Below are 25,538 nucleotides of genomic sequence, written 5' to 3'. Positions count from 1 at the left end.
ATGCTGAATTTATTTCAGCATCTATCTTGATAAGACCCTGAAATAAATTACCTTCGGTGAGCTCGCTAAAGTTCGGTTCAGGGTGACGAAAGGGTAAAAATTTATTCCTTATTCTTCAGCGGTAAATTGAACCAGTGGAAACCATCTCTCGCAATAAGTGCTTCAGCTTCTTCTGGTCCCCAGCTATCGGCAGGATAGTTAGGGAAATTGATTGATTTTTTGCTTTCCCATGTATTTAAAATTGGCATAACCAATTCCCATGCTGCTTCTACCTGATCGCCACGCATAAACAAGGTTTGATCGCCCATCATGGCATCCAATAATAAGGTTTCGTAAGCTTCTGGTGTATCACCCTCGTAAGTTCCTTTATAATCAAATACCATATCAACAGGGTTTAATACCATGTCTAATCCGGGTCTTTTGGCCTGTACCTGCATGCGGATACTCATTTCTGGCTGTATGCTAATCACCAACCTGTTTTGTTGCCAGTTTTCGGTTACCTCTGATGAGAAAATTTGATGAGGCACATCTCTAAACTGAATGGTAATTAATGATGAAGTTTGGTTCAAGCGCTTTCCTGTTCTTAAATAGAAAGGAATACCTTGCCATCTCCAGTTATCAATATGAAATTTAACTGCCGCAAAAGTTTCGGTATTTGAGTGGGTATCAACGCCTTTTTCCTGGCGGTATCCCGGAACTTCCTTACCTTCAACCCAGCCTTTGCTGTACTGACCGCGAACGGTGTGAAAACGGATATCTTCTGCAGAAAAAGGACGCATTGCTCTTAAAACCTCAACCTTGCGATTTCTGATTTCATCGGCATCAAAATTAATGGGTGCTTCCATTCCAACCAAACAAAGCAATTGCAAGAGGTGATTCTGGATCATATCTCTCAAAGCACCAGAACCTTCATAATATCCACCACGATCACCCACACCTAACTGTTCGGTTACCGAAATCTGAACGTGATCGATATAAGACCTGTTCCACAACGGCTCGAATAATGCGTTGGCAAACCGGAAAGCCATCATGTTTTGTACGGTTTCTTTACCCAGGTAATGATCAATACGGTAGATCTGCTTTTCGGTAAAAATAGTGCTCAACAATGTGTTAAGCTCTTTTGCCGATTCTAAATCATGGCCAAAAGGTTTTTCGATAACAATACGGCTATTGTCTTCATCTTGCGTAAGTTTATATTTCTGCAGACATTCAGCAATAATCGGGAAGAAATTAGGTGCAACTGCGAGGTAGAAAATTACCTGTGTACCGGCACCAAATTCTTTTTGATATTTTTCTACAGCCGCTTTCAGGTTTTCGAAAGTTTTTGGCTGTGCAAAATCGGTAGGGCAGTAGTGGATCGTATTTCCAAAATCCTCCCATTTATCTTTTTTAACTTTTCCGCTTCGAGAAAACTCGTTCACAGCTTCTTCTAATGCAGTTTTGTAACTATCATCAGTAAATTCTGTCCTTCCGGTACCAATAATAGCAAACTTATCAGGCATGTAACCCTCCATAAATAAATTATATAGGGCAGGTGCTAATTTTCTTTTATTTAAATCACCTGTTCCACCAAATATTACAAAAATGGTTGGGTTTAATGCGGTTTTGGTTTTCATTTTATGTTTTTGTTCGTGAGTCTAATTAGTTTATGATAATTTATTCCAGTCGGCGTGGAAAACACCATCTTTATCAATACGTTCAAAGGTATGTGCGCCAAAGAAATCTCTTTGTGCCTGGATTAAATTTGAAGGCATGCGAGCTGTTGTGATGGTATCGAAGTAGGTTAGGGTAGATGCAAATGCAGGAATACCTAAACCAGAATTAATACATGCACTGATTGTTTTACGTGTTCCCAATAAAGTGCCTTTAATGATGTTCTGGATACCCGCATCACCGAATAGATGTTCAAGAGCATTGTTTTTATCATAAGCCTGATAAATATCTTCTAAAAATTTAGCCCTGATGATACAACCACCACGCCAGATTTTGGCAATTTCCTGTAACTGTAGATCGTATTGATATTCTTTTGATGCCTGAACCAGTAAATGCATCCCTTGTGCATAAGCACTGATCATAGAGAAGTAAAATGCATCTTCCAGTTCTTCAACTGTCGCCTCAATTTTGGTGTCTTTTTTATCAAAAGCTTCTTCTAAAGAAACCCTTAGTTTTTTAAATTTAGATAAATCACGGTTAGAAACAGCTTCGTTAATGGTTGGAATCGGCAATTGAAGTTCCATTGAAACCTCCGATGTCCATTTTCCTGTACCTTTAGAACGGGCTTCGTCTTTAATCTGATCTAAAAGATCATTTTGTGTTTCGGTATCTTTAAACAGGAAGATTTCGGCAGTAATTTCTAATAAGAATGATTGCAGCTTGCCTTCGTTCCATTTTTTGAATACTTTATAAATCTCTTCATTTGAATAACCTAAACCATTTTTAAGGATGCCATATACTTCGGCAATAAGCTCCATAATGGCATATTCTATACCATTGTGTACCATTTTAACAAAGTGGCCGGAAGCACCCGGACCAATGTAGGTTACACAAGGATCAGTCCCAACTTTTGCCGCTACAGCATCAAAAACCTCTTTTACAACATTGTACGCCTGTTTATCACCACTCCGGCATCATACTCGGACCAAACCGCGCACCTTCTTCACCACCAGAAATGCCCATTCCGAAGAAATGTAAACCATCTTTTTCTAACTCATCAACACGGCGGTTGGTATCTGTAAAATGTGAATTTCCGCTATCGATGATGATATCACCTTTGCTTAAAAGTGGTTTTAGTTCTGCAATAACGCTATCTACAATTGGTCCGGCTGGTACTAACAAAATTAATGTACGTGGTGTTTGTAAGCTCGAAATAAAGCTTTCAATATCATCAAATCCTTCTAAGTTGTGCGCTTTGCCTTCTTCTTCAAGCTTCGAGATCATCTTTTGGTCTTTATCGTAACCTGTTACAGAGAAACCCTTATCAGCCATGTTTAATAATAAGTTCCGGCCCATAGTGCCTAAACCAATCATTCCCAATTTATATTTTTCAGAATCGTTATTTGCCATTTTTTGTTTTTTAGAATGCACCCAAAATTAGGATTTACAAATTAATATTGCAGCTATTGTTGTTAAAAGATTGTAATAAAAAGATCAATTATTTTTTAGGCTCAACAGTAAAGATATTGTACTTATCGGCCAGTTTCCAAAGCTTTGCACCACCTTTAATCCCGTCTCTGTTGGTTACGATTTTAATATTATCTTCCAACTTAAAATTGATCTGTTTTGAATTTCCGCCACCTATATATAAGGTATCATAATTGAAAACTGTTTTATAAATTTCGATTACCTTTTTTAATCTTTTATTCCACCGTTCGCCCCCGATTTTTTCGAATGCTTTGTTTCCGATATAATCGTCGTAATCTTCCTCTTTATTGATTGGGAAATGCGCCAGTTCCAGGTGAGGAAGCAGTTCTCCATCAAACAATAGCGCTGTTCCGAAGCCCGTACCCACTGTAAAAACAATTTCGAAGCCTTTGCCATCAACAACCCCTAAGCCTTGTTGGTCGGCATCGTTTACCAAACGCACAGGCTTACCAAGCTCGTTGGCCACGCGCTGTGCAAGATCTACATCGGCCCATTTATTTTTAGCCAGGTTGGGAGCAGTTTTTACAATCCCATTTTTAACGTAACCCGGAAATCCGATTGATACACGGTTATAACTATCAGGAAAAGACTTAATTAGTTCAACAATACCTGTTACGATATCTTTTGGCGTAGCTTCCGGCGGGGTTTTGCTTTTTAAATATTCGGTAATCATATTTCCGCTTTCATCTAAAAGAACGGTTTTTATACTGGTACCGCCAATATCGATAGATAATATATTGTTGTTTTCAGCTTTTTTCTGTGTAGCCATAATTCTGTATTTATAATTCCGAAGTTCTACAAATAAATTAAAACAACAAACATTAAATGAATATGGAAGTAATTTAGGTGTAATAATATATTCTATAAAATCTATGTATTTAATAGAATATATTTAAGTTTGTTCCGTTAAACTTAAAAAAGATATAAATGGTTATGACGGTAAACTACCTTGCATTTGCTATACCAGCATTTTTTATTTTCGTATTTATTGAATTTAAGATCGCCCAGCATCAAAAAAAGCGAAGATATTCAAATATGAGAGTACGGTTGCAAATTTTAGTGTAGGTATTGCCGAAAGGTTGCTCAATTTATTTATTGCGGCAAGTTTTTATCAGGTGTACCATTGGGTATATGCCAACTATGCTATTTTTGATATTTCTACTAAATGGTATGTCTGGATTTTACTATTGCTAGCTACAGATTTTGTTTGGTACTGGTATCACAGGATGGGACATGAGATTAACTTTTTATGGGCTGCACATATTGTGCATCACCAGAGCGAAGAGTTTAATTTATCTGCAGCAGCGCGGATTACCACCATTCAGGCTATTTTTCGTAATGTTTTCTGGTGTGCCTTACCATTGCTAGGTTTTCATCCCAACATGATTATTACCATTCTTTTGGCTCACGGTGCTTATTCATTTTTTACGCATACACAATTGATAGGCAAATTGGGCTGGCTCGAAAATATATTGATTACGCCTTCGCTGCATGGGGTTCACCATGCTTCTGATGAAAAATATCTGGATAAAAACTACGGAGATGTTTTTGTTTTCTGGGACAAATTATTTGGCACTTTCCAGGCAGAAGAAGAGACACCTAAATATGGCTTAACACATCCCATTAAAAGTTATAGTTTTTTATGGCAGCATTTTCATTATTATTTAGAAATAGGAGAGGCTTACAGGCGTGCAAATGGATTTAAGGCCAAATGGAATGCTGTTTTCGGGAGTCCTGCATTAATGGATCAAAATATCAGGCCGATTTTAGAAGAACGTTATTATCAAAATAAATTACAACATGAGGCAAAACCTAAACCCAGGTTTAAAATTTATCTGAATATCCAGCTGATCATGGTAGTAGCGATGCTTACAGGTACAACCATGTTTTACGAATCGTTAACTTTAGTACATAAAGTAGCGATATTGATTTTTATCCTGGTTACCCTGATCAATATCGGCGCCCTGTTAGAGCAGCGCAAGTGGATTTATTACCTCGAATGTTTCAGGTTGATATTGGTATTCGGTTATTTCTTCCATAGCTTTAATATCATGGAACTTTTAATATTCCCGGTTGTAGGATTGATCATTCTTGAACGTAATTTTTCATTGAATAGCTTGTATAAAAAACACCTTTTTAACTATCAATCCAACACAATTAATACATAGGTAACTTAAAGGCAAAGTTTGCTTAACATTACCGTAACGTTGCTAAGCTACTTTTGCTGGTGAGATGAAGGATGTATATTTAAGCAAAAGTGATGAGGACTTAATGTCTTTATTGGTAAATCAAGACAGCCTCGCACTGGAAACCCTTTTTAACAGGTATTACCCTGCTTTATGCAAATTTACCTCTATTTACATTAAAGATTACAACAAAGCAGAAGAGCTTATTGCCGATCTTTTTATGAAGCTTTGGGACAAAAGAAACGAGCTTCAGATCAAATCGATCAAAAAATACCTGTTTGCTGCAGCTAAAAATTTAGCCTTTAATGAAATTCAGCGTGTAAAACTCCATATTTTAAGTGTCAATGATCGCGAAGATACACTCGATTACCCGGATACTTATTTAAATCCCCACGAACAGCTTACAAGCAGGGAATCCTATTCTGAAATTATGGATCTCCTAAACCTGTTATCCGACAGGCAGCGGGAAGTACTTTTAATGAGCCGCATCGATATGCTGGAGAAAAACAATATTGCCGATTTATTGGGCATTTCGGTAAGAACGGTAGAAACTTTACTCTACCAGGCCGTGAAAAACTTTAGATCGCTCACAACTGACCGATTGGAGATCTGATTCAATTTCATTCTTTTGCTTGAAAGTATATTTAATTTATTCTCAGTTTCCTTGAGAAGATTATTTATCAAAATATTACTTGCATTAGTTTTTGGAAATGCAGGTTCAGTTTTCCATGGCGGTTTTCAGTCCCGCTTTTGGTACGAGTTCCATGGAAAAATCGGAAGCTCTTCCCGACAATCGGGTTTATTTAACCCAGGTAGCTGCTCGGAAACATAAAGCCATTTTGCACAGAGAAATCAGAATAATTTGATTTTTTAACAGGCTGTTGTACCTAAACCTGACAGAAGCGGATCCCGATTTTTTCAATCGGGATATAGCGGATGGCGGGGCTAAAGAATCTATGAAACACTAACCTTTCATTTCCAAATCAGAATCATTTATCTTTTCCTTGATGAAACAATCCTTCAACATTATTAATCAATTTTGGTCACCCTTTATACTTAACAATTTGTTAACAATAAATTGATGTTTTTGGCTACGTATCGGCATCCATTAATCTGTCTTACATCCAGAACAGCATGACTAAATGGAAGAACGTTACTACAAATTAATAGAAGATTACAGCAAGAAAACCATTGGCAGTGAAGATTTAACTGATTTACTGATTTGGGTTGGAAGCAGCCAGCAGAATCAGCAGATTTTCAGGGAAAGCTTACAGGCCTTTGAGGCAGCAGATTATTCTCTGAAAAAACCTGTTAATCAGCAAAAAAGCTGGTTGGCCATTCAAAAACATATTGAAGATAGTGCTGAGCAATCGCTAATCATAAAAAGAATCAATTATAGAAAGTATTTTGCGATAGCCGCCGCAATCATGGTAATCTGTTTATTACCAGCACTCTATTTTAACAGTTTTCATTCAAAAAAACCGAAGTTATTGCTTATAACGAAATTTACAATCCGCGTGGACAGAAAAGGCTGATCACCATGCCAGATGGTTCTAACATCTATTTAAACGGCGATAGTAAAATCCGTTACGCACTCAATTTTAATACCAGCAGCAAGCGGATCGTTTATTTAGATGGTGAAGCTTTTTTTGACGTGCAGCACCGCACCAAACAACCCTTTATAGTTCATACCGGAAAAGTGAGCGCTACCGTTCTGGGTACTTCATTTAATATCAATGCTTATCCATCTTTAAAAGATATCACCATCACTGTGCAAACTGGTAAAGTCGGCGTGCTGTTTAAAAATAAGGCCACAACAGCCCCTGTTTATTTCCTCTTGCCGAATGAACAGCTTACCATCAATAAAAATAATGGACAGACAACAAAAAAGCAGGTAAATGCCATTGATTTTGATAGCTGGAGGGAATACAAAATCTTTTTTTATGATAAATCCCTGAGCGAAATTGCAGAGGTAATTGCCCGAGAGTATGATCTTGATATTGAAATTAAAACTGAAGCTTTAAAAGGGGTAAAGCTTACCGCAAAATTTGATAAATGTTCGGTAAAGCAGATTATGGATGTAATTGCTAAGCTATCTGACTCAAAATATACAATCTATGAAAACAAAGTAATTATTTATTAACAATAAACTATAAGGATAGATATGATATAAAATTACTATAACGAAAAATGGCTCGAAATGCTGGACACATTTCAAGCCCTGAAAATTGTATACTCATTTGACAAAGTAAAACTTAGTAAAGATATGAAAATTAATACCCGATGGATTAAAAATTTCCATCAGTATCCCTCAAAAGTTATGGTGATTACTACCATAATGATGTTGAATCTGCTCTCGTTCTCATTATATACCTATGCACAAAGCGATAAGAAATTTTTGTTCGAAGCGAATGGCATGACTTTAAAAAAGCTTTTGAAACTTTAGAAAAGCTAAGTGGCAATCATATTGCCTATAACAACAACCAGTTCGATGACCAGAAAAGGGTTTATGTTTCCAGAGGAATGAGATCAGTAAACGAAGTGCTCGATCTGCTATTAAAAGAAATGCCTTTTACCCATAAAGCAGGCGGTGGTGGCAATATCCTGATTACACCGAAAAATACAAATACCGGTAGGATTAACGGTAGGGTTGTTGACGAGAACAATGAGCCTATTCCAGCTGCCACGATTAAAATTGTAGAGATAAGTAAGGTTACACAAACTGACAATGAAGGAAATTTTACGATTCCTGTATTGCCTGGCACCTACACGGTTGAGGCAAGCTTTATTTCCTATCAAACCGGTAAAGTACAAAATGTAATTGTAGTTAATAATAATTTGACTAAAATCGGTATAATAAAACTTAAATCATCTGATAATTCATTGGATGATGTAGTTGTTACGGCTTTAGGTATCAAGCGTTCGGAAAGGGCATTGGGATATGCCATTACCTCTTTAGATAGTTCTGTATTTACAAATGCAGTAGCTACGAACTGGACAGATGCATTGTCTGGAAAAGTAGCAGGCCTTAACCTGGTCCGCAACAGCGGTCTGGCGGGATCTAACAAAATCATTCTTCGTGGTGAAAATAACTTAACCGGAGATAATGAAGCACTGATTGTAATTGATGGTGTTGTGGCCAGTAGCAGTGCAAAACGTACTGCCGGAACCGGGGGTGGCGTTTATGGAACATCTGGAGACATTTTGCCAACAGATTTTGGAAGTGCACTTAACGATCTGAATTCTGACGATATTGAAAATGTTACGGTATTAAAAGGCCCTGCAGCTTCAGCGCTTTATGGTCAGAGAGGAGCAAATGGGGCCATTGTAATTACGACCAAATCTGCCGGTAGCAGTAAGAAAAAATTTAATATTACTTTCACTTCTAATACTGCCTTCGAGCAAATTAACAGAGGACCAGATATTCAGCAAGAATATGGTGCAGGTGTAGGTGGTGCAAGTTATTACAGTTTTGGAACAAATGCAGATGGTGCAGATACCCATGCAACCAGTTCAACTTACGGGCCAAGGTTTGATGGTACCAGCATGTTTTTTCAATATGATCCAACTACACAAAAAGGAGGAACGACACGTACGCCATGGGTGGCATATCCAAATGCATTAGATGCGTTTTTTAAAACCGGCGTTGAAACCACAAACTCAGTTAGCTTAGATGGAAATGCCGGAAAAGTAGGTTTACGCTTTACCGCAAGCCATGGTAATAACGATTGGATAGTTCCTAATACAAGTTTAGAACGTACCTCTCTTGCCTTTTCAGGAAATAGTAATGTAACCAAAAAGTTAAACATTGTTTTTAAGGCCAGTTATAATAACAGGCATAGTGATAACTTACCTGCAACTGGTTATGGTAATCAGTCGTTAATGTACTGGTTTATGTTTGCCCATCCAAATATGAATTTAGATTGGTTTAAAAATTATTGGGTGGCCGGACAAGAGCAACGGAAATTTATAGACTTAACATCGAGTTTTCCGGAAGGACCTTATGCCATTTCTGAGCAATATTTAAATGGTCAGAGAAGAAACGGTATTCTTGGGAATATTCAGGCTACATATCGGTTTACTAATGATTTAACCTTGTTGGTACGTTCATCTATTGATTATAACCATGATATCCGCGAAACCAAGCGTCCGTGGGATGCTGCAGGCGCAAAATTTGCCCAAGGCTCTTATCGTGTCCAGGATATCAACTCGTATGAAGTGAACGCTGATTTTTTATTAAGATATAATAAAGATTTATCAAGAGATTTAAAACTTTCTGCCTCAGTAGGTGGTAGCCAGTTAAGAAACCGCTACAACAAATCGGAACTTCGCGCTGACGGATTAGTTGTTCCAGGTAATTATAGTTTAGAAAACAATCAAAATCCACTGATTTCGGTGCCGGATACTGCACGATATAACATCAATAGTTTGTATGGTACAATGTCTTTATCACTAAAAAACTATTTGTTTTTAGATTTAACCGGAAGACAGGATTGGAACAGTACTTTGGCATCGCCACTTCGAACAGATAATGTTGGTTTCTTCTATCCATCTGCAAGTTTATCTTTCATTGCGTCAGATTATTGGCAATTGCCTTCGCAAATCAGCTATTTCAAGCTTCGGGGTTCAATTGCCCAAGTGGGTAGTGGTGGAACGACGCCATACCGTACCGCATACAACTATACGCTTGCTGCGAACGGAATTTATCCTGGCGGGGCAATGACAAACCCAAGTATACTTCCAAATAATAACTTAAAGCCACTATCTACTACAACAGTTGAGGTTGGGGCTGAATTAAAATTATTTAAAAGCAGATTAAATTTCGATTTTGCTGCATACACCGGAAGTACAAAAAATCAGATATTAAGCCGTTCGATTGATCGTGCTACAGGATATTCAATCGCTGTATTTAATGCCGGAAGGGTAGATAACAAAGGCTTGGAAATGTCGGTAAATGCAACGCCTTTGCAGAGCAGATCATTTACATGGACGGTTAACGGAACGTTTTCTGCGAACAGAAATACCATTAAAGAATTGGCTGATAGTGCTGTAATATTACGTACAGGTCCAATTGGAGGTACACAAATCATAGCCAATGTTGGTGGAAGCCTCGGAGATATGTATGGTTTCGGATTGAAGCGTTCGCCTGATGGACAGGTAATATTCGATAATACCGGTAAAGCCATTCCAGATCAAACACAGTTAAAATATCTGGGAAATACCATGCCTAAATTTAGATTTAGTTTTGGTACAGGTATAACTTATAAGGGCTTTGCTGCTAACGTTTTATTTGACGCACAATTAGGTGCTGTTGCACACTCGTTAACCTTTGCAAGAATGGCTGGCCTGGGCAAATTAAAGCTGACCTTACCAGGCAGGTACGGCGGTTTAATTGGAGAGGGAGTAATGTTAAATCCTGATGGTGTTACTTATAGCCCCAATACCACAGTTGCAACTGATATTGGTGCATTTTATGAGGCTATGTATGGTTCTACCAATGCAGAAGGAAGTACTTTCAGAACCGATTATCTAAAATTCAGAGAGGCAAATATTAATTATACATTCTCAAAAAGACTGGTTTCAAGTTTGGGCCTGAGTCGGATAACCATAGGCGTGTATGGGCGTAATCTGTATACCTGGTCGCCGTGGCCTGCCTTCGATCCTGAGTTTGGTACATTATCTGGTAGCGATATCGTAACGGGTTTTGAAGTAGGACAACTGCCATCAACCAGAACTTTTGGTGCACGTTTAGTAGTGGGTATAAACTAATAAGAAAATGAAAAAGATTAAATATAGTATAGGTTATGCTTTCTTACTGCTGATGGGGACTTCATTTTTCTCCTGCAAGAAAGATTTCGATAAAATTAATACAGATCCGATTGGTGTACCAGAAGTTACGGCAGATAAATTGCTGGCACCTACTTTAACAAATGTATTGGGTGCAAACTTAATACGTAACCGGTCCATTAACAATGAACTCATGCAGGTTACAGTTTCTACTTTGGATGAGGTGCTGGAGGGTAGAATTTACAGATATGATATCAGAAGGCAACTGTCTGATGCGATGTGGAATTCCTGGTATTCCGAATTGACAAATATAAAGGATATCAATACCATCGCCAGCAAGCCAGGTGCAATTAACACTTCCTATCAGGGAATTTCCAGAATTGCCGAAGCGTGGACAATGCAGCTGCTAACAGATACCTACGGAGATGTGCCTTACACGGAAGCAAATCAAGGCAGGGCTGGTGTATTGGAGCCAGCGTTCGATAAACAAAAAGATATTTACATGTCGTTGCTGAATAAACTGGAAGAAGCCAATACACTTTTAACTGCAGGCCAGAAGATTGAAGCCAGCAGCGACCCGGTTTATAATGGAGATATTAGTAAATGGCGAAGATTTGGAAATTCATTGTATTTAAGGCTATTGCTTCGGATTTCAGGCAAGGCAGAAGCAAGTGCACAGGCCATAGCCAAAATTAAAGAAATCGTTGATACTAATCCAGCCAAATATCCGATCATGACTGATAATACCCATACGGCTAAAATTCTCTGGAATGGTACAAACAGTAGTACTGCTGTATATTCATCGCCATTTATGGTTAATGTTAGACCGGCAGATTTTCGGGGATCTGCCATTGTAGACTTTTTTATCAATAACCTGACTACCTGGGGTGATCCAAGAATAGATCCAACATTAGGTAAGAATGGTGTAAACCGGTGGAGTATAGCCGCTGGGCCTGCGGGCTATGTGGGTATACCAAGTGCTTATCCAATAGGTAGTGGAGCGCCAGCTAAACAAGCTTATTTTTACTCTGATGCACAATCGGGAAATCCGACAAGCTTGCAAACTGATGCTTCAACAGGGGTAATGATGAATGTGGCAGAAGTTGATTTTATTTTGGCTGAAGCTGCTGCAAGAGGCTGGATTAATGGTACGGGCGAAGCTTATTATTATAAAGGAATAGCTGATGGAATTAACTATTGGATGCCAGCTTTATACGTTAACGGTGATGATGCATCTGTAAGAGCTTATGCTTTAAGAGGTGACTTCAATTGGAATAATACATTGCCATTAGACAATAAAACTGTGGGCTCAGATAGCAAGTTGGAACAAATTCACTTACAAAAATATTATGCCTTGTTTTTAGTAGACTTTCAGCAATGGTTCGAGTACAGAAGAGTCGGTCACCCACTGCTTCCAAAAGGATCCAATTTATTAAATGGCGGAAAAATGCCGGTTCGTTTATACTATCCAATACTTGCCCAATCAACCAATCCAACTAATTATAAAAATGTATTAACTGCACAGGGACCTGATGATGTGAATACATTGATGTGGTGGCAAAAACCTTAAATACTATTGATGATGAAAAATAAATTAAAATATTTTCTTTTGCTTGCAGTTGTGATTATTACTTACGCAAGCTGCAAAAAGGAAAACGACTATCGCTATAAATTTTCAGAAAGTGGTTTCATTTCTAACTTTGATTTAAGAAGGTACTATAAAGGATCAGATCTTTCGCTTAATGCTGATGCTATAGGGGGTGCCACAAGTATAAGAGGTGTAGTAGTTTCTGATTTTAGATCCGGCAATTCGGTGGCAGGATTAATTGCATTGCAAAATAGCCGCATTAACGGTACAGCAGATTCGTTAAGGGGAATTTCATTCAATATTGGAGCAGCAGCTTCTAATTATGTTCCAGGAGATTCGTTACACATCAAACTGGATGGGGGGTATTAAAAAGGATTGATGGGGTTTTACAGATCACTGGGTTAACAAATTCTGCGATAACCAAAGTGGCATCAGGAAGAATCATTAAATTACAGGCGGCAAATACGAGCGCTATTCTAGCTAACCCAGATCGTTATGAAAGTACGTTGGTTGCTATTAACAATGCTGTTTACGACCCGGAGCCAGCGGGTGATGTAATATATTCTGGAGATAAAATACTAAATGATGGTTTTGGTCTTGCAACATTACGTACAAGTGCCAATGCTACTTTTGCAAATACGGCTGTTCAACCTTCAGGTAATTTTACAGGGGTAGTATACGTAACCGGCACGGGAACTTCAAAAAGATCGAATACCGGATGCGAACTGCAGAAGACTTTTTTATGTTCCGATGCCTAAGCTTTCTCCTGCAATTATTTCGGGATTTCTTGTAGATCCGAATGGAACGGATGGAAATTATGAATATGTCCAGTTTTTAGCAACGAAAGATATTGATTTTGCAGCCACCCCCTTTTCAGTTTATACCAGTAACAATGCTGGAGCAACTACTTTTCCTACGCTTGGATGGAACACAGGCGCACTTAGAACTTACAAGTTTAATCTTACTTCAGGGACAGTTAAAAAAGGTGAATTTTTCTATGTAGGTGGTGCTGGTCAGCGCATCAATGGGTCTGCTTCAACAGTTATACCAGCTTCAAAATGGATTTCAAGTGTAAATTATACTACAGTACCAGGCGCAAATGGTGTAGGAGATGTAACCGGTAACCTGTTAGCAAATAGTGGAAACGTTGCTGGTATAGCAATATTTGAGGGTATTAATGTTACACCAAATTCTATTCCATTGGATGTAATTTTCTATGGTGGTGCAAACGGTAGTTTTTATACTGCAGGCCCACCTGAGTATGGATTAAGAATTACCATCACAGACAAATTCGCAACCTATGCAGGAAAAGTTCCACAGGAATATTATGGAAAAGGTACAAATGATGTTTCCAAACGTTTCGCAGGTTTTCCAGCAGCTGTAAGTTTTGCCAGGTTAGGAGGCGTTTACAAGGCTACCAAAGGCGGGTGGGAATCAGTCAGAACAATGATAAGTGTTCCCTTAACCAATACCTCGGTACTCAGTGCAATCGAGACAGGTGGCGTCACAAGTTTAATTGACAAGTAAGAAACAAAAAGTCTGTATCATAAATATAGAATTTTCATCCCGAGCCTGTCGAAGGACCTGTTTTAAATGTTTTACAAGGCGTTTCGACAGGCTCAACCTGATAAATTCAATTAAATTACAACCATGATACAGTCTCAATATTATCAAAATTTAAGCCGTATGATTTAATATCATTAAAAATCATGAACAGAAGATCATTTATACAAAAATCAACTTTATTAACTTCAACAGTTTTCATCAGCTTAAAATCTTTTCCATCATCGTTATTCTCGGTTGATGGATTAGTAAGCGGAATGGTAACCAGCAAAGGTAAAGCTGTGGCTGGCGTAGTCATTTCTGATGGTTACAGCGTGATACAAACCAATAAAAGTGGCAACTATGAGATTAAACTTCATGAGCTGGCCCGTTTTGTTTGGATTAGCACACCTTCGGGTTATGAGTTTAAAACCGAAAGCAGTATTGCACGTCATTATTACAAACCAGATACTGCAGGCAAATTAAACTTCGATCTTAAACCATTAAAACAGAACGACAATAAACATAATTTTATCATTTGGGCCGACCCACAGGTGAAGAACAAAAAAGATGTTCAGCAAATGATGGAAACTTCCGTGCCAGATACAAGAGATGTGGTAAAAAGCATGGGAAAAGCACTGGTGCATGGTATCGGTGTAGGCGATCTGGTTTGGGACAACTTCGATCTTTTTCCAGCTTACGATGAAGCCATTGCCCAGATTGGGATTCCGTTTTTCCAGGCCCTGGGGAACCATGATCAGGATTACAGACAGGGTGGTGATGATACTTCCGATCGTACGTTTCAGGCTCATTATGGCCCAACATATTACTCTTTTAACAGGGGTAAAGCGCATTACGTGGTTTTAGATGACGTACGTTATTTAGGAGTAGAAAGAACTTATGATGGTTACATCACCCCAACGCAGTTAGAATGGTTGGCTAAAGATTTGCAGTTTGTGCCTAAAGATGCGTTATTGATCGTTTGCCTCCATATTCCAGTACACAATTCAGTTAAAAATAATGATGATTTTTATGCGGTTTTAAAAGATTTTAAAAACGTGCATATCATGTCGGGCCATACCCATTTTAATAAAAATGTAATCAAAAATGGCATTTACGAACACAATCATGGTACCGTTTGTGGTGGCTGGTGGACAGGCCCGATCTGCGAAGATGGCACGCCTCGGGGCTTCGGCGTTTATGAAGTGGACGGAACCAATTTAAAATGGTACTACAAATCTACCGGAAGAAACCGTAAAGAGCAGCTTGATATTTATGTAGATACCTTAACCAATCAAAAAAGATTAATCGCCAATGTTTGGAATTATGATCCTGAATGGAAAATAGAATATTTTCTGGACGGAAAAGCAATGGGTGTTTTGGCGCAACAGGATGGGTATGATCCTTTAGCTGTTAAATTATACAAAGGCGATAAGCTGCCAAATCCAAGGCCGTTTGTTGAACCTCGCTCAACTGATCACTTGTTCCTGGCACATTTTGAACCATCAGTTAAAAAGGTAAAAGTTGTTGCTACCGATCGCTTCGGGGAAAAATTTGAGGCAGAAATAGAAGCATAACCTTGCTTTAAGATGCAGTGATTAGAAATTTAATATAGATTTAATTAACCGCGTTAGATGTTAACACGTGATACCTCTATCTTGTGGGCTAATTAATAGAGGTTGTATCATAAATATAGATTTGTCATCATGAGTTTGTTGAAGGACTTCTTTATATACTTTTAAAGTGTTTCGACAGGCTCAACATGACATTATCTGGGCTGAAATCGCCTTTATGATACAGCCTCCTTGTAAAACTCCTTTTTTGGATATGAAACTTAAAAAAACAACAATTTTGGTTCTTTTATCCGCCTTTGCGGTAAAATCGAATGCTCAGGAAGTTAAGTTTCCCGCATTTAGCGCAGAGGCGCATCGTGGTGGGAGAGGCCTGATGCCTGAAAACACCATTCAGGCCATGTTAAACGCCATGAAAATAGAAGGAATTACCACTTTGGAAATGGATACCCACATCTCTAAAGACGGTAAAGTAGTGGTAACACACGATGATTACCTGAGTCCGGCTTTTATGCTTACACCTGACGGAAAAGATATTCCGCTAACAGATGCTAAGAAATATCCGATTTTTGGAATGAATTACGCTAAAATTAAACAGTTTGACCTGGGCACTAAATATTACGACCAATTTCCTCAACAGAAGAAGGAGAAAACATATCTTCCGCTACTTGCTGACCTGATTGATGCTGTTCAGTACGATATTAAAACCAATAAACGTAAACAGTTTTTCTACAATATCGAAACTAAATGCAACGAAAGCAGCGATGGGATTACCAACCCTAAACCTGAAGAATTTGTTAAACTTTTAATGAATGTAATTTTAAAGAAAAAGATCGCTGACTTTGTAATAATCCAGTCTTTCGATAAAAGGACTATTCAAATTATACACGAGAAATATCCTGAAATAAAAACTTCTTTTTGGTTGCCAATAAAAAAACATACGAAGAAAATATTGCCGATTTGGGTTTTAAGCCATTTATTTTAAGTCCGGTTTGGCAAATGGTTAACGAAGAAATGGTTAAAAAAGCACATGCTGATGGTGTAAAAATCATCCCCTGGACAGCCAATACCTTAGCTGATATTCAGAAACTAAAAGCTTTAAATGTAGATGGAATTATTTCTGATTATCCGGATATTTTAGTTCAGGCAAATTAGTATTTTCGACTTTATAAAAACGGGATATGAAAGCACTTTTAATTAAGTTATTAATCACCGCTGTTGTGTTTACCTTCAGTTTCACAGCAGCTTTTGCCCAGGTGGTTAAATGGGACAGTACCTATAGTCCTGGGAAATATATTGAGCAGGTGGCTAAGTTTAAAGCCGATCCAAAATCAAAAAAGGATATTATTTTTTTAGGTAACAGCATTACTGCCGGAACAGATTGGGCTAAACTTTTAGCTCTTCCACAAGCAAAAAACAGAGGGATTTCTGGTGATATTACTTTTGGCGTGTTAGAACGTTTGCAAGATGTAATTGATGGTAAACCAGCCAAAGTGTTTATCCTGATTGGTATAAATGATATTTCCAGGAATATTCCAGATAGTGTGATTTTAAGAAATTATAAAACAATAATTGCCAGAATCAGAAAAGGATCGAAGAAAACAAAAATTTACTTTAACACACTTTTGCCTGTTAATGCAGCTTTCGACAAGTTTAAAAACCATTATGGTAAAGACGAGCATATTCTTTGGCTGAATGATGAAATCAGAAAATTTGAAACTAAAAATGTAAGGGTGGTCGATCTGTATCCAAATTTTACTGATCAGGACAAACATTTAAGGGCAGAGCTTACTAAGGATGGGTTACATCTCATTCCTGCCGGATACCAGGTTTGGGCAGATTTTCTTAAAAAGTCTGGTTACTTAACTGAGAAATAATATGATTTGGAAAGAAGTCAAGCTCTAAAGACTTGACTTATTGGGAGTTAAACAGAAAGGTTTTGGCCAACTGCTTTCACTTTTTCTTTATCAATATTACTAAAGCTGGGTATACTGCCTAGCTTTTTTATTTTGGCATATTGGAGAATGTATCTTTCGGTTTCCGTATTCTCCTCACCATTAAAAATGATGCCTTTAACAGGGATTTTGTATTGTTTAAGCAGATTGACTGATAAAAGTGTGTGGTTAATACTGCCTAAATAATTTTGCGAAACCAATATCACTTCTACTTCCAGTTTTTTGATCAGGTCGACAATCAGCTCATCTTCATTTAAGGGTACCATTAAACCACCAGCGCCTTCAATAATTAAGTTATTATCAGTTAATGGAATATTGATTTTATCCAGATCAATGTCAACGCCATCTAACCTGGCCGATAAATGCGGCGATAGGGGTTGTGTTAATCTGTAGCTTTCCGGATGGATGACGGTTTGTGTGTTACTAATTAAACTATCTATTGTTATACTATCGCTCGTATCTAAATCTCCCGATTGGATCGGTTTCCAATAATCAGCCTTCAGCTTTTCGGTTAAAATAGCGCTTACCAGTGTTTTTCCAATGCCTGTTCCAATGCCTGTGACAAAATATTTATTCATTTAATTTAATTCTTGAAGGTGATTAACCAGTGAAATAATTTCTTCATCGGTATTAAAGGTGTGCAAGCAGATCCTGAGCCTTTCTTTACCTAGCGCTACTGTTGGACTTAATATTGCCCGTACATCAAAACCCTTGCTTTGCAAGTGAGCAGCGGCAAGTTTGGCTGCTTCATTTGATGAAAACAAAATACCCTGAATGGTACTTTCGCTATCAATTGCATTGATGTTCTGTTCTTTTAAGGTATTTCTAAATAGTGCAATTTTTTGGTGAATCAACTGGTGATCAATTTTATTTAAGTATTGGTATGCCGATCTAACTGCAGCAACATTATGGATAGGCGCAGCTGTGGTGTAAATAAACGATCTTGCAAAATTAATGAGGTAATGACGTAAGTTTTTACTTCCCAAAACAATAGCTCCATGTACGCCTAAGGCTTTTCCAAAGGTTATAATGCGTGCAAATACCCTGTCAGTTAGCTTAAGCTGATTGATTAATCCCCGACCGTTCGCGCCAAAAACACCTGTCGCGTGGGCTTCATCTACAATAAGGTTGGCCTGGTAGCGCTCGCAAATATTCGATATCGCTATTAACGGTGCCATATCTCCATCCATAGAATAAACACTTTCTACCACGACAAATATGTTTCCTTTTGATAGTTTTAGTTTGTCTTCGAGATCGTTTATATCGTTATGATGAAATTTAAAACGTGTAGCATGGCTTAATCTACAGCCATCTATAATACTCGCATGAATCAATTCGTCAGTAATAATGGTGTCGCCTCGTTGCGGCACGCTAGATAGTAGCCCAACATTCGCATCATAACCAGAGTTAAAGATTAATCCGCTTTCAGCCAGATGGAAACCGGCTATAAACTGTTCGGTTTCTTCTGTAAATTTGGTATTTCCACTTAACAGTCTCGAACCCCCAGCACCATTCAGATAATCGGGCATTGAAGCCAGGTTAGTGTTGATTAAATGTTTTAATTCACCAGATCTGGCAAAACCTAAATAATCATTAGAACAAAAATCAACAGGAAGAATGTTTGTTGATAGATTCCTGATCGAAAGCTTATCTTTTCGTTCCCGGAGTCTACCACTCATAAACTGATCAATTTTACTCATCGCCCAAAAGTAAAAAAAGCGTCCCGAATTATCGGAACGCTTTCAAAAATATAATTAATTACTGTTTGCACTGTTATCCTTGTGCAGGAGGATTGGAAACTACCGGTGCGCTGTCTTTTTTACCTCTGCCACCCATTCCTTTTCTCATTTTCTCACCTTTTTCTCTGGCTTCAGCACGGAAAGCATCCATTTTAGTTTTCTGATCTGCAGTTAAAACCGCATCAACTTTAGCTTTTTGTTCATCTATTGCAGCTTTGCGTTCTTTCATTTTGCCTTTCATATCGCTTTTATCTGTTGTTCTCCAGGCTTCCATTTTTTTGGCGTTTTCCAATTCAATGTTGTATATTTTGCTTTTTTGATCAGCGTTTAAGCTAAGCTGTTTCTCCAATCTGGAAGTTATCTTTTCTGCTCTTTGCTCGGCAGTCATCTTAGGCATTGCCCTTCTTGTTCGTTTCGTTGTGTCTTGAGCAAATGCAGCGGTTAAACCCATTACTGCAATTGCTATTGTTAAAATTGCCTTTTTCATGTTATGTTTATTTATGTGTTTGTTAAATTAATAGATACATAAAAACACAAACAGTTTAATCGGCAGTTGTTAAAAAATGTTAATTTTTATTTAATTGAGAAATTGATTTCTGCATTTGTGCCATCATCTGTGTCAGCGTTTCCATTGTTGGGTCTGGTGCAGGTTCTGGTAAAGAGGTAGATATATATGCTTTAGCTTTCCATATCTCCAGAATATCATCGGCAGCAATTGTATAAGCGTCGTATACCTTATTATCTGATATCAATTTCAAATCTTTATTCTCTCTGAAACGGTTGCCCGCTCTTTTATATACTACGCCTTCATTTTTACTAATCACAATGTACGTTTCGCCAGTTTTTACTTCATTCCAATTATCAAGATACTCACCGATAATTACACTTCCCGGTTGAACAGGTAACATACTATCGCCCATAATTTCAAAAGCCCTGAAGGTACCTTGTCTTAATGCAGCCAATGGAAGTTGAAATTTAGGCAGGTCGCTAATATATTGAGGGTCTGAAAAACCGTTTAAATAACCAGCACTCGCTTTAACCGGAACCAGTTCGATGTTTTCGCGATCGTTCTGATCGACAGAAATACTAAGTACCCTAAGGTTAGATCCCTGGCTTTTTGGCTTCGGTTTCCAGCTGTCAGATATTTTTTCATTGATGAATTCATCGATGGTAAGATCAAAGTATTCGGCTATTTTTTTTAGCAAATCATATTTCGGTTCCGCCCGGTCTTCCTCGTAAGCGCCGATGAGCGATCTCTTGATTTCCATAATATCAGCGAAATTTTGCTGTGTATGGCCTTTTTTCTTCCTGAGGTACTTTAAATTATTTGAAATATTTGACATAAAAATAAATTTTAAAATAAATTTGGAATTACTAAAATAGTTAGTAATTTTATGCTCATAAAGTTAGTAATATTATTTTGAATTGCAAGAGTGTATACTAAATAGTTTAGTTTTAAGTTTTAAATATAAGATCATGAAAAAGTTTGTTTATATCGTTACCGACAGAAATCGTACAAGTATGCATGTGGGCATGAGCTCTGATTTAATGAAGACACTGGATTTCTACAAACAGATGCCAAACTTGTTTTTTGATAACGGACAGCAATTAACCCGACTCGTTTATTTTGAGGAGTTTAAAACAGAAGCACAGGCTTTGATACGTTTTAAATCTATTAGCCGGTTTACACGCATGCAAAAAGAGCGTTTGGTAAGATCTTGTAATCCAGATTGGATTGACTTAACTATAGGCCTCGATTTCGAAAATATTCTTTTACATCGGAATATCACCAATCAGGTAAAGCTATCTTTCTCGGGTTTATCTTAATTGTTACGTTTATTAAACTATAGGAAATTAAACGATCTTTATAAAAAATGATTATTTATATTTTAATCGTTTTTAAAAATTTAGGAAAAGGCTAATTTTTTATTTTTTCGAGGAAAACATTTTCCAGAGCTTGAAGATTTTTAAAAAACTTACTTTTATCCATAAAAACTTCTGGATTATAAGGATCTCCTGATTTACGTTTATCATGCAGATCAAATTGATTTGCGTGAGAGGCAACCCAAAGATTAAAGTCAAGCTTTTTCATTGCTTTAAAAGTTTCAGTATAATCTTTTTGGATATCTTTATACGATGCAATTTCTGAGAATTTTCTATCCACAATTATGGATGGCATATTGGCAATCAAAATTTTGTAGCTAGAATTTTTATCTTTCGTATCAAATATAAAACTACATGATCCTTTAGTATGTCCGGGATGATGAAGCAGGGTTAAAGTAGTGCTGCCTAATTTAATTTTATCGTTATTCTTCAATAGGAAATCAGGTTTTGCGGGTTTAAAACTTACACCATATTTCCCAAGCTCATAATCTGATTTTCCGCCGGTTTCAAGTGCATCTGCATCTTTCTCATCGACATATAGTTTTGCACCGGTTTCTTTTTTAATCTCAGCCATTGCGCCTAAATGATCAAAATGGGCCTGGGTTAAGAGCAAAATTTTGATTGATTTATAATCAAATCCCAAAGCTTTTATATTTTCTTTTATTATGGAAAGCGAATTAGCTAAACCTGTGTTTATTAATATATTTCCCTTTTCTGTTACAATTAAATAGGAAGCTAAATCATAAGTGCCAACATAATACAGATTACCTGCAATTCTAAATGGCTCCGTAGCCTGAGACCATTCTTTTGGATTATTAGCTGGCTCCGTTACTGTTTGGGCAAAACCTAACAGGCTGCAGGAAAATAAAACCATTAAAAATATTTTTTTCATACGCGAATTCGCAATTTATTTCCCTTTTACCATCCTGGCGCAAATGTTAAACCAAATACTCCGGTTTTAACATCCTTTCTTTGAAAAGGAATCGCATAGTAAGGTTCTAAAACAAAATAGCCAAAAACGTTCACCCTTACCGATATACCAACACTCATTGCTGGTACACGTTCTGTTGTAGACTGATAGGTAACCGGTTTTCCCTTTTCGTCAAAAACGGGTTGTTTATTTGCATCTAAAACAGGTTCAGTAGTATAAGTTGGCTCACTTTTAAATTTTACCTTGGTATCGTTTGTCCATGCTAAACCCGCATCAAAGAATAAATTCAGGTCAGAGAATAAAAACTTAGAAGGTATAGCAGCTAATTTTTTTGGTCCTGTAAATGGCAGGCGAACTTCAAAATTAAATACGGCAATTTTACTTCCTGTTAATTGGTTAATATCAAAAGATTCTGATGATTGTGCGGAAGTACTTTTATAAATTGAGTTTGATTCATAACCTCTAATCAGGTAAGGATAACCAAGATACATTGGATAAAGTCTGTCAGCATCTTTACCAATTCTTAAGGTATTATAGCTTCTTACAGCAAATGTTACTGGCTTAGCCCTCCAATATTTACGGAGATCTGCCGTTACACCTGCAAAACTATAAGTACCCAAATATTTTTCGCCACTTACCCGGTATCTGAAACCATCGAGCGGGCCAGTCAGACCAAAGATTGAGTTATCGCCTACAAAGCCAGCGTTTAATTGATATAGTGTAAAAGAATTAAAAGGAATGCCATAATCCTGAGAAGCAACATCGTTAGAAATCCTGCTTTTGTCTGAACCTATGTAGTTCCCAGCCGAATTGTAATAATTGCTATATCTATCAACCCTGTAACTATAATGCGAAAATGAACCGCCCAACTCAAAACGGTGTATTTTACTAAATGGATAAGCTCCAAAAACCTGAAACTGATCTTCGAAAGTTCTAATAATGTCTGTTCTGTCTGCCAGGGCTTTAATAGTAGTGTTATCGCCTGTAGGAACATCTTCATAGCCGTAAGACCTAAAACCAGATACATACGGAATGTGAGAAACGGCAGCACCCCAATTTATTCTGCTTTTCTGATTAATGTAACCCACTAAGCCACCGGCATCATAAATCTCACCATTTACGGAGATGTTAGCAATAATCTGATTGGTTCCTAATATATCACTAAACATTCCTACTATACCACCAGAAACGCCAGTTCCAAAACGGCTGGTTGAAACACCTACACCACTATTTGCTAAATAATCTAACCTGAATTTTGGTTTGTAAGGAACCGTTTTCATCGAATCGGCCACTATTTTTTCGAAACGGTCAAAATTATTTAAATTAGAATTGATAATATTTACACCAATGTTTTCCATTGGAGGAAGTATAGCGGCATCGAAATTTTCTTCCTGGTTACCAATTCTTTTTGCTTTAAAGCTGCTTAACTTAGCATTATATAAGGTATAACGTTGGTAACGGTAATAGCTATATACAATATCATCTGTTGTTGACACCGAAATGGCCGGCGAAAACTCGGTAATTCCACTAATACCGGTAAAATAATCGGTTAACTGATCAACCGTATTATCAGCGAAATTGTATTTGTATAAATTTCTAAAACCATCTCTGTTAGATAGGAAATAGATGTTCTGACTGTTAGCAGAAAATTGTGCGTTCAGGTTATTCGCTCCCGGAAAAACATTCAAATTACTTACCTTTTTAGCCGCAATATCGTAAACAGCAAGGTTTATAGGCAAAACTGCGTTAATTACATTAGCCTGAATTGCAGCTCTATCTGATGAAAACACCAGTTTTGTACCATCAGGAGAATAACTCGGTGCATAATCAGAATATACATCATCGGTAATCTGCGTAACTGCTTTGGTATCGAGGTTGTAAGAGAAGATGTCACTTTGTCCTTCAACCATTCCTGAAAATGCGATATCTTTTCCATTTGGCGACCAGGTTAAATTACCAAACTGTTGCACCTGCGCCATTGGGGTTTGAGAAACGGTAGTGCCATTGGCAACGTTGATGATCATCATCTGGTTTTTACCCTGACTGAAAATACTGAAGGCAAACTGCTTACTATCCGGCGACCATGCACCTGCTGATTCTATAAAATTGAAATCATCAATGTGGCCATTGGAGATCTGGCTGCTGAGCTTCCTGATAATTCTTCCGGTTTTAGCATCTGCGAGAAATAAATCTATACCAAAAAGGTCTTTTTCAGACATAAAAGCCAAATACTTTCCATCAGGACTAAGGGCAGGGGCGACGTTCATATTGCCTGCGTTTTTATTGTCGATGATTTTTGTACCCGTAATTTTAATCTGCGAACTATCTGCTTTTAACATCGGCTTATAATGGGCATCGATGGAATTTTTCCAAAGACCAGACAATGTTTTATCGTCGTAACCAAATGTATATCTGATGGCATTTTCGTAGCCATATTTTGCGGTATTCTTAAACAAAGGAACAATGGTCGTATCACCATATTGAGAGCCGATATAAGTCCAAAATGCCTGACCATAACGGTAAGGGAAATATTTGTTAGAGTTGGTTAAATCTTTTAACGAAGGAATATCGCGGTTTAACATGGCATCGCGCATCCACATGGAAGTGAAGGCATCTTTTTTTCCAATAGAAAGGTATTCGGCCATCCCTTCAACCATCCAAAGTGGCGTTTGTCCAACATTTTCTAAGCTGATCGAATCTTTTTCTAATAAAAGATGATATTGAAAAGCGTGAACAAGCTCGTGACCTAACACATGTCTCGTTTGACTGTTCAACTCCATAACAGGCATAATTACCCTGTTTTTCAATGCCTCTGTAACCCCGCCGGTCCCAATTCCAATTTCTCCGTTAAGTACTGTAGTTTGCTGAAAATCAGGATGATTATTATACAGAATAATCGGGTTTTTCTTTAAAAAAGTATCTCTGAATACTTCCTGATGCATTTTGTACCAGGTTTCAGCATCTTGCGAAAAACGTTTTAAAAGTTTCTCGTTTTTGATATAATAATAGATCTCAAAATGGGGCGTTTGTAAAACTTTAAAGTCGAGTTTTTTATACCTTACCTTGTTTTGTCCGAAATATTGGGCCTTAGCAGAAAAAGAAAGAATAAGCAGGAGCAATAAAGAAGAATATCGCCTTAGTAAAGTAGAGCCTATTTTCATATAAGTGGTTTTAGTAATGAGTGTTGAAAAATTTACGAAAATGAAATGGTAAA

General features: G+C 37.5%; 24 protein-coding genes and 1 pseudogene. 15 read left to right on the top strand and 10 right to left on the bottom strand.

The window, feature by feature from the left end; translation table 11 throughout:
* Positions 1–101: 101 nt before the first annotated feature.
* The 4 genes and pseudogenes from zwf to ACQ86H_RS14340 all read right to left on the bottom strand — a co-directional run bounded on the left by zwf (position 102) and on the right by ACQ86H_RS14340 (position 3,910).
* Complete coding sequence (gene zwf / locus ACQ86H_RS14355; RefSeq protein WP_138821172.1) at positions 102–1,616, bottom strand: glucose-6-phosphate dehydrogenase; 1,515 nt, start codon at positions 1,614–1,616, stop codon at positions 102–104.
* Between the two features lie 30 nt (positions 1,617–1,646).
* A pseudogene (locus ACQ86H_RS14350) lies at positions 1,647–2,561 on the bottom strand (NADP-dependent phosphogluconate dehydrogenase); the annotation flags it as partial.
* A gap of 52 nt (positions 2,562–2,613) precedes the next feature.
* Positions 2,614–3,063 (bottom strand): NAD(P)-binding domain-containing protein, encoded by a 450-nt coding sequence (locus tag ACQ86H_RS14345; RefSeq protein ID WP_431295283.1) that lies wholly within the window; start codon positions 3,061–3,063, stop codon positions 2,614–2,616.
* 88 nt (positions 3,064–3,151) lie between these two features.
* Positions 3,152–3,910 carry an ROK family protein gene (locus ACQ86H_RS14340; RefSeq protein ID WP_431295282.1) on the bottom strand — a complete coding sequence of 253 codons (759 nt, stop codon included), beginning with the start codon at positions 3,908–3,910 and terminating at the stop codon, positions 3,152–3,154.
* A 310-nt stretch (positions 3,911–4,220) separates the two neighbouring features.
* Between ACQ86H_RS14340 and ACQ86H_RS14335 the strand changes: the two genes are divergently transcribed.
* The 14 genes from ACQ86H_RS14335 (at position 4,221) to ACQ86H_RS14270 (ending at position 17,692) form a co-directional block, all read left to right on the top strand.
* Positions 4,221–5,309, top strand: a complete 1,089-nt coding sequence (locus ACQ86H_RS14335) for a sterol desaturase family protein (RefSeq protein ID WP_431295281.1) — start codon at positions 4,221–4,223, stop codon at positions 5,307–5,309.
* Positions 5,310–5,373: 64 nt separating this feature from the next.
* On the top strand, positions 5,374–5,940 hold the full coding sequence (locus tag ACQ86H_RS14330; protein WP_431295280.1) for an RNA polymerase sigma factor: 567 nt from the start codon (positions 5,374–5,376) through the stop codon (positions 5,938–5,940).
* 529 nt (positions 5,941–6,469) lie between these two features.
* Positions 6,470–6,862 (top strand): hypothetical protein, encoded by a 393-nt coding sequence (locus ACQ86H_RS14325; RefSeq protein ID WP_431295279.1) that lies wholly within the window; start codon positions 6,470–6,472, stop codon positions 6,860–6,862.
* 5 nt (positions 6,863–6,867) lie between these two features.
* A complete protein-coding gene (locus ACQ86H_RS14320; RefSeq protein ID WP_431295278.1) occupies positions 6,868–7,470 on the top strand; it encodes a FecR family protein in 603 nt (200 codons plus the stop codon).
* A gap of 123 nt (positions 7,471–7,593) precedes the next feature.
* Entirely contained in the window at positions 7,594–7,773 is a 180-nt protein-coding gene (locus ACQ86H_RS14315) for a hypothetical protein (protein WP_431295277.1), read from the top strand.
* A 77-nt stretch (positions 7,774–7,850) separates the two neighbouring features.
* Positions 7,851–11,096: a SusC/RagA family TonB-linked outer membrane protein gene (locus tag ACQ86H_RS14310; protein ID WP_431295276.1), complete on the top strand. Its 3,246-nt coding sequence runs from the start codon at positions 7,851–7,853 to the stop codon at positions 11,094–11,096.
* A gap of 7 nt (positions 11,097–11,103) precedes the next feature.
* Positions 11,104–12,684 (top strand): SusD/RagB family nutrient-binding outer membrane lipoprotein, encoded by a 1,581-nt coding sequence (locus ACQ86H_RS14305; protein ID WP_138821178.1) that lies wholly within the window; start codon positions 11,104–11,106, stop codon positions 12,682–12,684.
* 9 nt (positions 12,685–12,693) lie between these two features.
* Positions 12,694–13,071: a hypothetical protein gene (locus tag ACQ86H_RS14300; RefSeq protein ID WP_431295275.1), complete on the top strand. Its 378-nt coding sequence runs from the start codon at positions 12,694–12,696 to the stop codon at positions 13,069–13,071.
* Positions 13,072–13,127: 56 nt separating this feature from the next.
* The gene (locus ACQ86H_RS14295) at positions 13,128–13,460 is read left to right on the top strand and encodes a hypothetical protein (RefSeq protein WP_431295274.1); all 333 of its coding nucleotides are present in this window, start codon (positions 13,128–13,130) and stop codon (positions 13,458–13,460) included.
* Positions 13,453–14,229, top strand: a complete 777-nt coding sequence (locus tag ACQ86H_RS14290; RefSeq protein ID WP_431295273.1) for a hypothetical protein — start codon at positions 13,453–13,455, stop codon at positions 14,227–14,229. Before ACQ86H_RS14295 ends, ACQ86H_RS14290 begins: the two co-directional genes overlap by 8 nt.
* A gap of 182 nt (positions 14,230–14,411) precedes the next feature.
* Positions 14,412–15,821 (top strand): calcineurin-like phosphoesterase C-terminal domain-containing protein, encoded by a 1,410-nt coding sequence (locus ACQ86H_RS14285; protein ID WP_138821180.1) that lies wholly within the window; start codon positions 14,412–14,414, stop codon positions 15,819–15,821.
* A gap of 250 nt (positions 15,822–16,071) precedes the next feature.
* On the top strand, positions 16,072–16,800 hold the full coding sequence (locus tag ACQ86H_RS14280) for a glycerophosphodiester phosphodiesterase family protein (protein ID WP_431295272.1): 729 nt from the start codon (positions 16,072–16,074) through the stop codon (positions 16,798–16,800).
* A gap of 14 nt (positions 16,801–16,814) precedes the next feature.
* Positions 16,815–16,970 (top strand): glycerophosphodiester phosphodiesterase, encoded by a 156-nt coding sequence (locus ACQ86H_RS14275; RefSeq protein ID WP_431295271.1) that lies wholly within the window; start codon positions 16,815–16,817, stop codon positions 16,968–16,970.
* A 26-nt stretch (positions 16,971–16,996) separates the two neighbouring features.
* Complete coding sequence (locus ACQ86H_RS14270) at positions 16,997–17,692, top strand: GDSL-type esterase/lipase family protein (protein WP_431295270.1); 696 nt, start codon at positions 16,997–16,999, stop codon at positions 17,690–17,692.
* Between the two features lie 47 nt (positions 17,693–17,739).
* Here the strand turns inward: ACQ86H_RS14270 and bioD are convergent, their stop codons facing one another.
* From bioD to ACQ86H_RS14250, 4 genes are all read right to left on the bottom strand, one after another.
* Entirely contained in the window at positions 17,740–18,348 is a 609-nt protein-coding gene (bioD, locus tag ACQ86H_RS14265; RefSeq protein WP_431295269.1) for a dethiobiotin synthase, read from the bottom strand.
* Complete coding sequence (locus ACQ86H_RS14260; RefSeq protein ID WP_431295268.1) at positions 18,349–19,470, bottom strand: aminotransferase class I/II-fold pyridoxal phosphate-dependent enzyme; 1,122 nt, start codon at positions 19,468–19,470, stop codon at positions 18,349–18,351.
* A gap of 73 nt (positions 19,471–19,543) precedes the next feature.
* Positions 19,544–19,996 carry a hypothetical protein gene (locus ACQ86H_RS14255; RefSeq protein WP_138821185.1) on the bottom strand — a complete coding sequence of 151 codons (453 nt, stop codon included), beginning with the start codon at positions 19,994–19,996 and terminating at the stop codon, positions 19,544–19,546.
* A 79-nt stretch (positions 19,997–20,075) separates the two neighbouring features.
* Entirely contained in the window at positions 20,076–20,852 is a 777-nt protein-coding gene (locus tag ACQ86H_RS14250) for an XRE family transcriptional regulator (RefSeq protein ID WP_086546492.1), read from the bottom strand.
* A 133-nt stretch (positions 20,853–20,985) separates the two neighbouring features.
* Between ACQ86H_RS14250 and ACQ86H_RS14245 the strand changes: the two genes are divergently transcribed.
* Positions 20,986–21,336: a GIY-YIG nuclease family protein gene (locus ACQ86H_RS14245; RefSeq protein WP_138821186.1), complete on the top strand. Its 351-nt coding sequence runs from the start codon at positions 20,986–20,988 to the stop codon at positions 21,334–21,336.
* A gap of 91 nt (positions 21,337–21,427) precedes the next feature.
* Here the strand turns inward: ACQ86H_RS14245 and blaB3PEDO are convergent, their stop codons facing one another.
* The gene (gene blaB3PEDO / locus ACQ86H_RS14240) at positions 21,428–22,285 is read right to left on the bottom strand and encodes a PEDO-2 family subclass B3 metallo-beta-lactamase (protein ID WP_431295267.1); all 858 of its coding nucleotides are present in this window, start codon (positions 22,283–22,285) and stop codon (positions 21,428–21,430) included.
* A gap of 26 nt (positions 22,286–22,311) precedes the next feature.
* Positions 22,312–25,485: a peptidase MA family metallohydrolase gene (locus tag ACQ86H_RS14235; RefSeq protein WP_431295266.1), complete on the bottom strand. Its 3,174-nt coding sequence runs from the start codon at positions 25,483–25,485 to the stop codon at positions 22,312–22,314.
* Positions 25,486–25,538 lie beyond the last annotated feature (53 nt).

The sequence above is a fragment of the Pedobacter sp. P26 genome (genome assembly GCF_050632135.1).
Lineage (GTDB): Bacteria > Bacteroidota > Bacteroidia > Sphingobacteriales > Sphingobacteriaceae > Pedobacter.
This window is presented reverse-complemented; position numbering and strand designations above follow the sequence as displayed.

What these genes read in the sequence shown, in the direction of transcription:
- zwf (WP_138821172.1), bottom strand. Translation starts at nt 1,616, where the DNA reads ATGAAAACCAAAACCGCATTAAACCCAACCATTTTTGTAATATTTGGT.
- ACQ86H_RS14345 (WP_431295283.1), bottom strand. Translation starts at nt 3,063, where the DNA reads ATGGCAAATAACGATTCTGAAAAATATAAATTGGGAATGATTGGTTTA.
- ACQ86H_RS14340 (WP_431295282.1), bottom strand. Translation starts at nt 3,910, where the DNA reads ATGGCTACACAGAAAAAAGCTGAAAACAACAATATATTATCTATCGAT.
- ACQ86H_RS14330 (WP_431295280.1), top strand. Translation starts at nt 5,374, where the DNA reads ATGAAGGATGTATATTTAAGCAAAAGTGATGAGGACTTAATGTCTTTA.
- ACQ86H_RS14325 (WP_431295279.1), top strand. Translation starts at nt 6,470, where the DNA reads ATGGAAGAACGTTACTACAAATTAATAGAAGATTACAGCAAGAAAACC.
- ACQ86H_RS14320 (WP_431295278.1), top strand. Translation starts at nt 6,868, where the DNA reads ATGCCAGATGGTTCTAACATCTATTTAAACGGCGATAGTAAAATCCGT.
- ACQ86H_RS14315 (WP_431295277.1), top strand. Translation starts at nt 7,594, where the DNA reads ATGAAAATTAATACCCGATGGATTAAAAATTTCCATCAGTATCCCTCA.
- ACQ86H_RS14310 (WP_431295276.1), top strand. Translation starts at nt 7,851, where the DNA reads ATGAGATCAGTAAACGAAGTGCTCGATCTGCTATTAAAAGAAATGCCT.
- ACQ86H_RS14305 (WP_138821178.1), top strand. Translation starts at nt 11,104, where the DNA reads ATGAAAAAGATTAAATATAGTATAGGTTATGCTTTCTTACTGCTGATG.
- ACQ86H_RS14300 (WP_431295275.1), top strand. Translation starts at nt 12,694, where the DNA reads ATGATGAAAAATAAATTAAAATATTTTCTTTTGCTTGCAGTTGTGATT.
- ACQ86H_RS14290 (WP_431295273.1), top strand. Translation starts at nt 13,453, where the DNA reads ATGCCTAAGCTTTCTCCTGCAATTATTTCGGGATTTCTTGTAGATCCG.
- ACQ86H_RS14285 (WP_138821180.1), top strand. Translation starts at nt 14,412, where the DNA reads ATGAACAGAAGATCATTTATACAAAAATCAACTTTATTAACTTCAACA.
- ACQ86H_RS14280 (WP_431295272.1), top strand. Translation starts at nt 16,072, where the DNA reads ATGAAACTTAAAAAAACAACAATTTTGGTTCTTTTATCCGCCTTTGCG.
- ACQ86H_RS14275 (WP_431295271.1), top strand. Translation starts at nt 16,815, where the DNA reads ATGGTTAACGAAGAAATGGTTAAAAAAGCACATGCTGATGGTGTAAAA.
- ACQ86H_RS14270 (WP_431295270.1), top strand. Translation starts at nt 16,997, where the DNA reads ATGAAAGCACTTTTAATTAAGTTATTAATCACCGCTGTTGTGTTTACC.
- bioD (WP_431295269.1), bottom strand. Translation starts at nt 18,348, where the DNA reads ATGAATAAATATTTTGTCACAGGCATTGGAACAGGCATTGGAAAAACA.
- ACQ86H_RS14260 (WP_431295268.1), bottom strand. Translation starts at nt 19,470, where the DNA reads ATGAGTAAAATTGATCAGTTTATGAGTGGTAGACTCCGGGAACGAAAA.
- ACQ86H_RS14255 (WP_138821185.1), bottom strand. Translation starts at nt 19,996, where the DNA reads ATGAAAAAGGCAATTTTAACAATAGCAATTGCAGTAATGGGTTTAACC.
- ACQ86H_RS14250 (WP_086546492.1), bottom strand. Translation starts at nt 20,852, where the DNA reads ATGTCAAATATTTCAAATAATTTAAAGTACCTCAGGAAGAAAAAAGGC.
- ACQ86H_RS14245 (WP_138821186.1), top strand. Translation starts at nt 20,986, where the DNA reads ATGAAAAAGTTTGTTTATATCGTTACCGACAGAAATCGTACAAGTATG.
- blaB3PEDO (WP_431295267.1), bottom strand. Translation starts at nt 22,285, where the DNA reads ATGAAAAAAATATTTTTAATGGTTTTATTTTCCTGCAGCCTGTTAGGT.
- ACQ86H_RS14235 (WP_431295266.1), bottom strand. Translation starts at nt 25,485, where the DNA reads ATGAAAATAGGCTCTACTTTACTAAGGCGATATTCTTCTTTATTGCTC.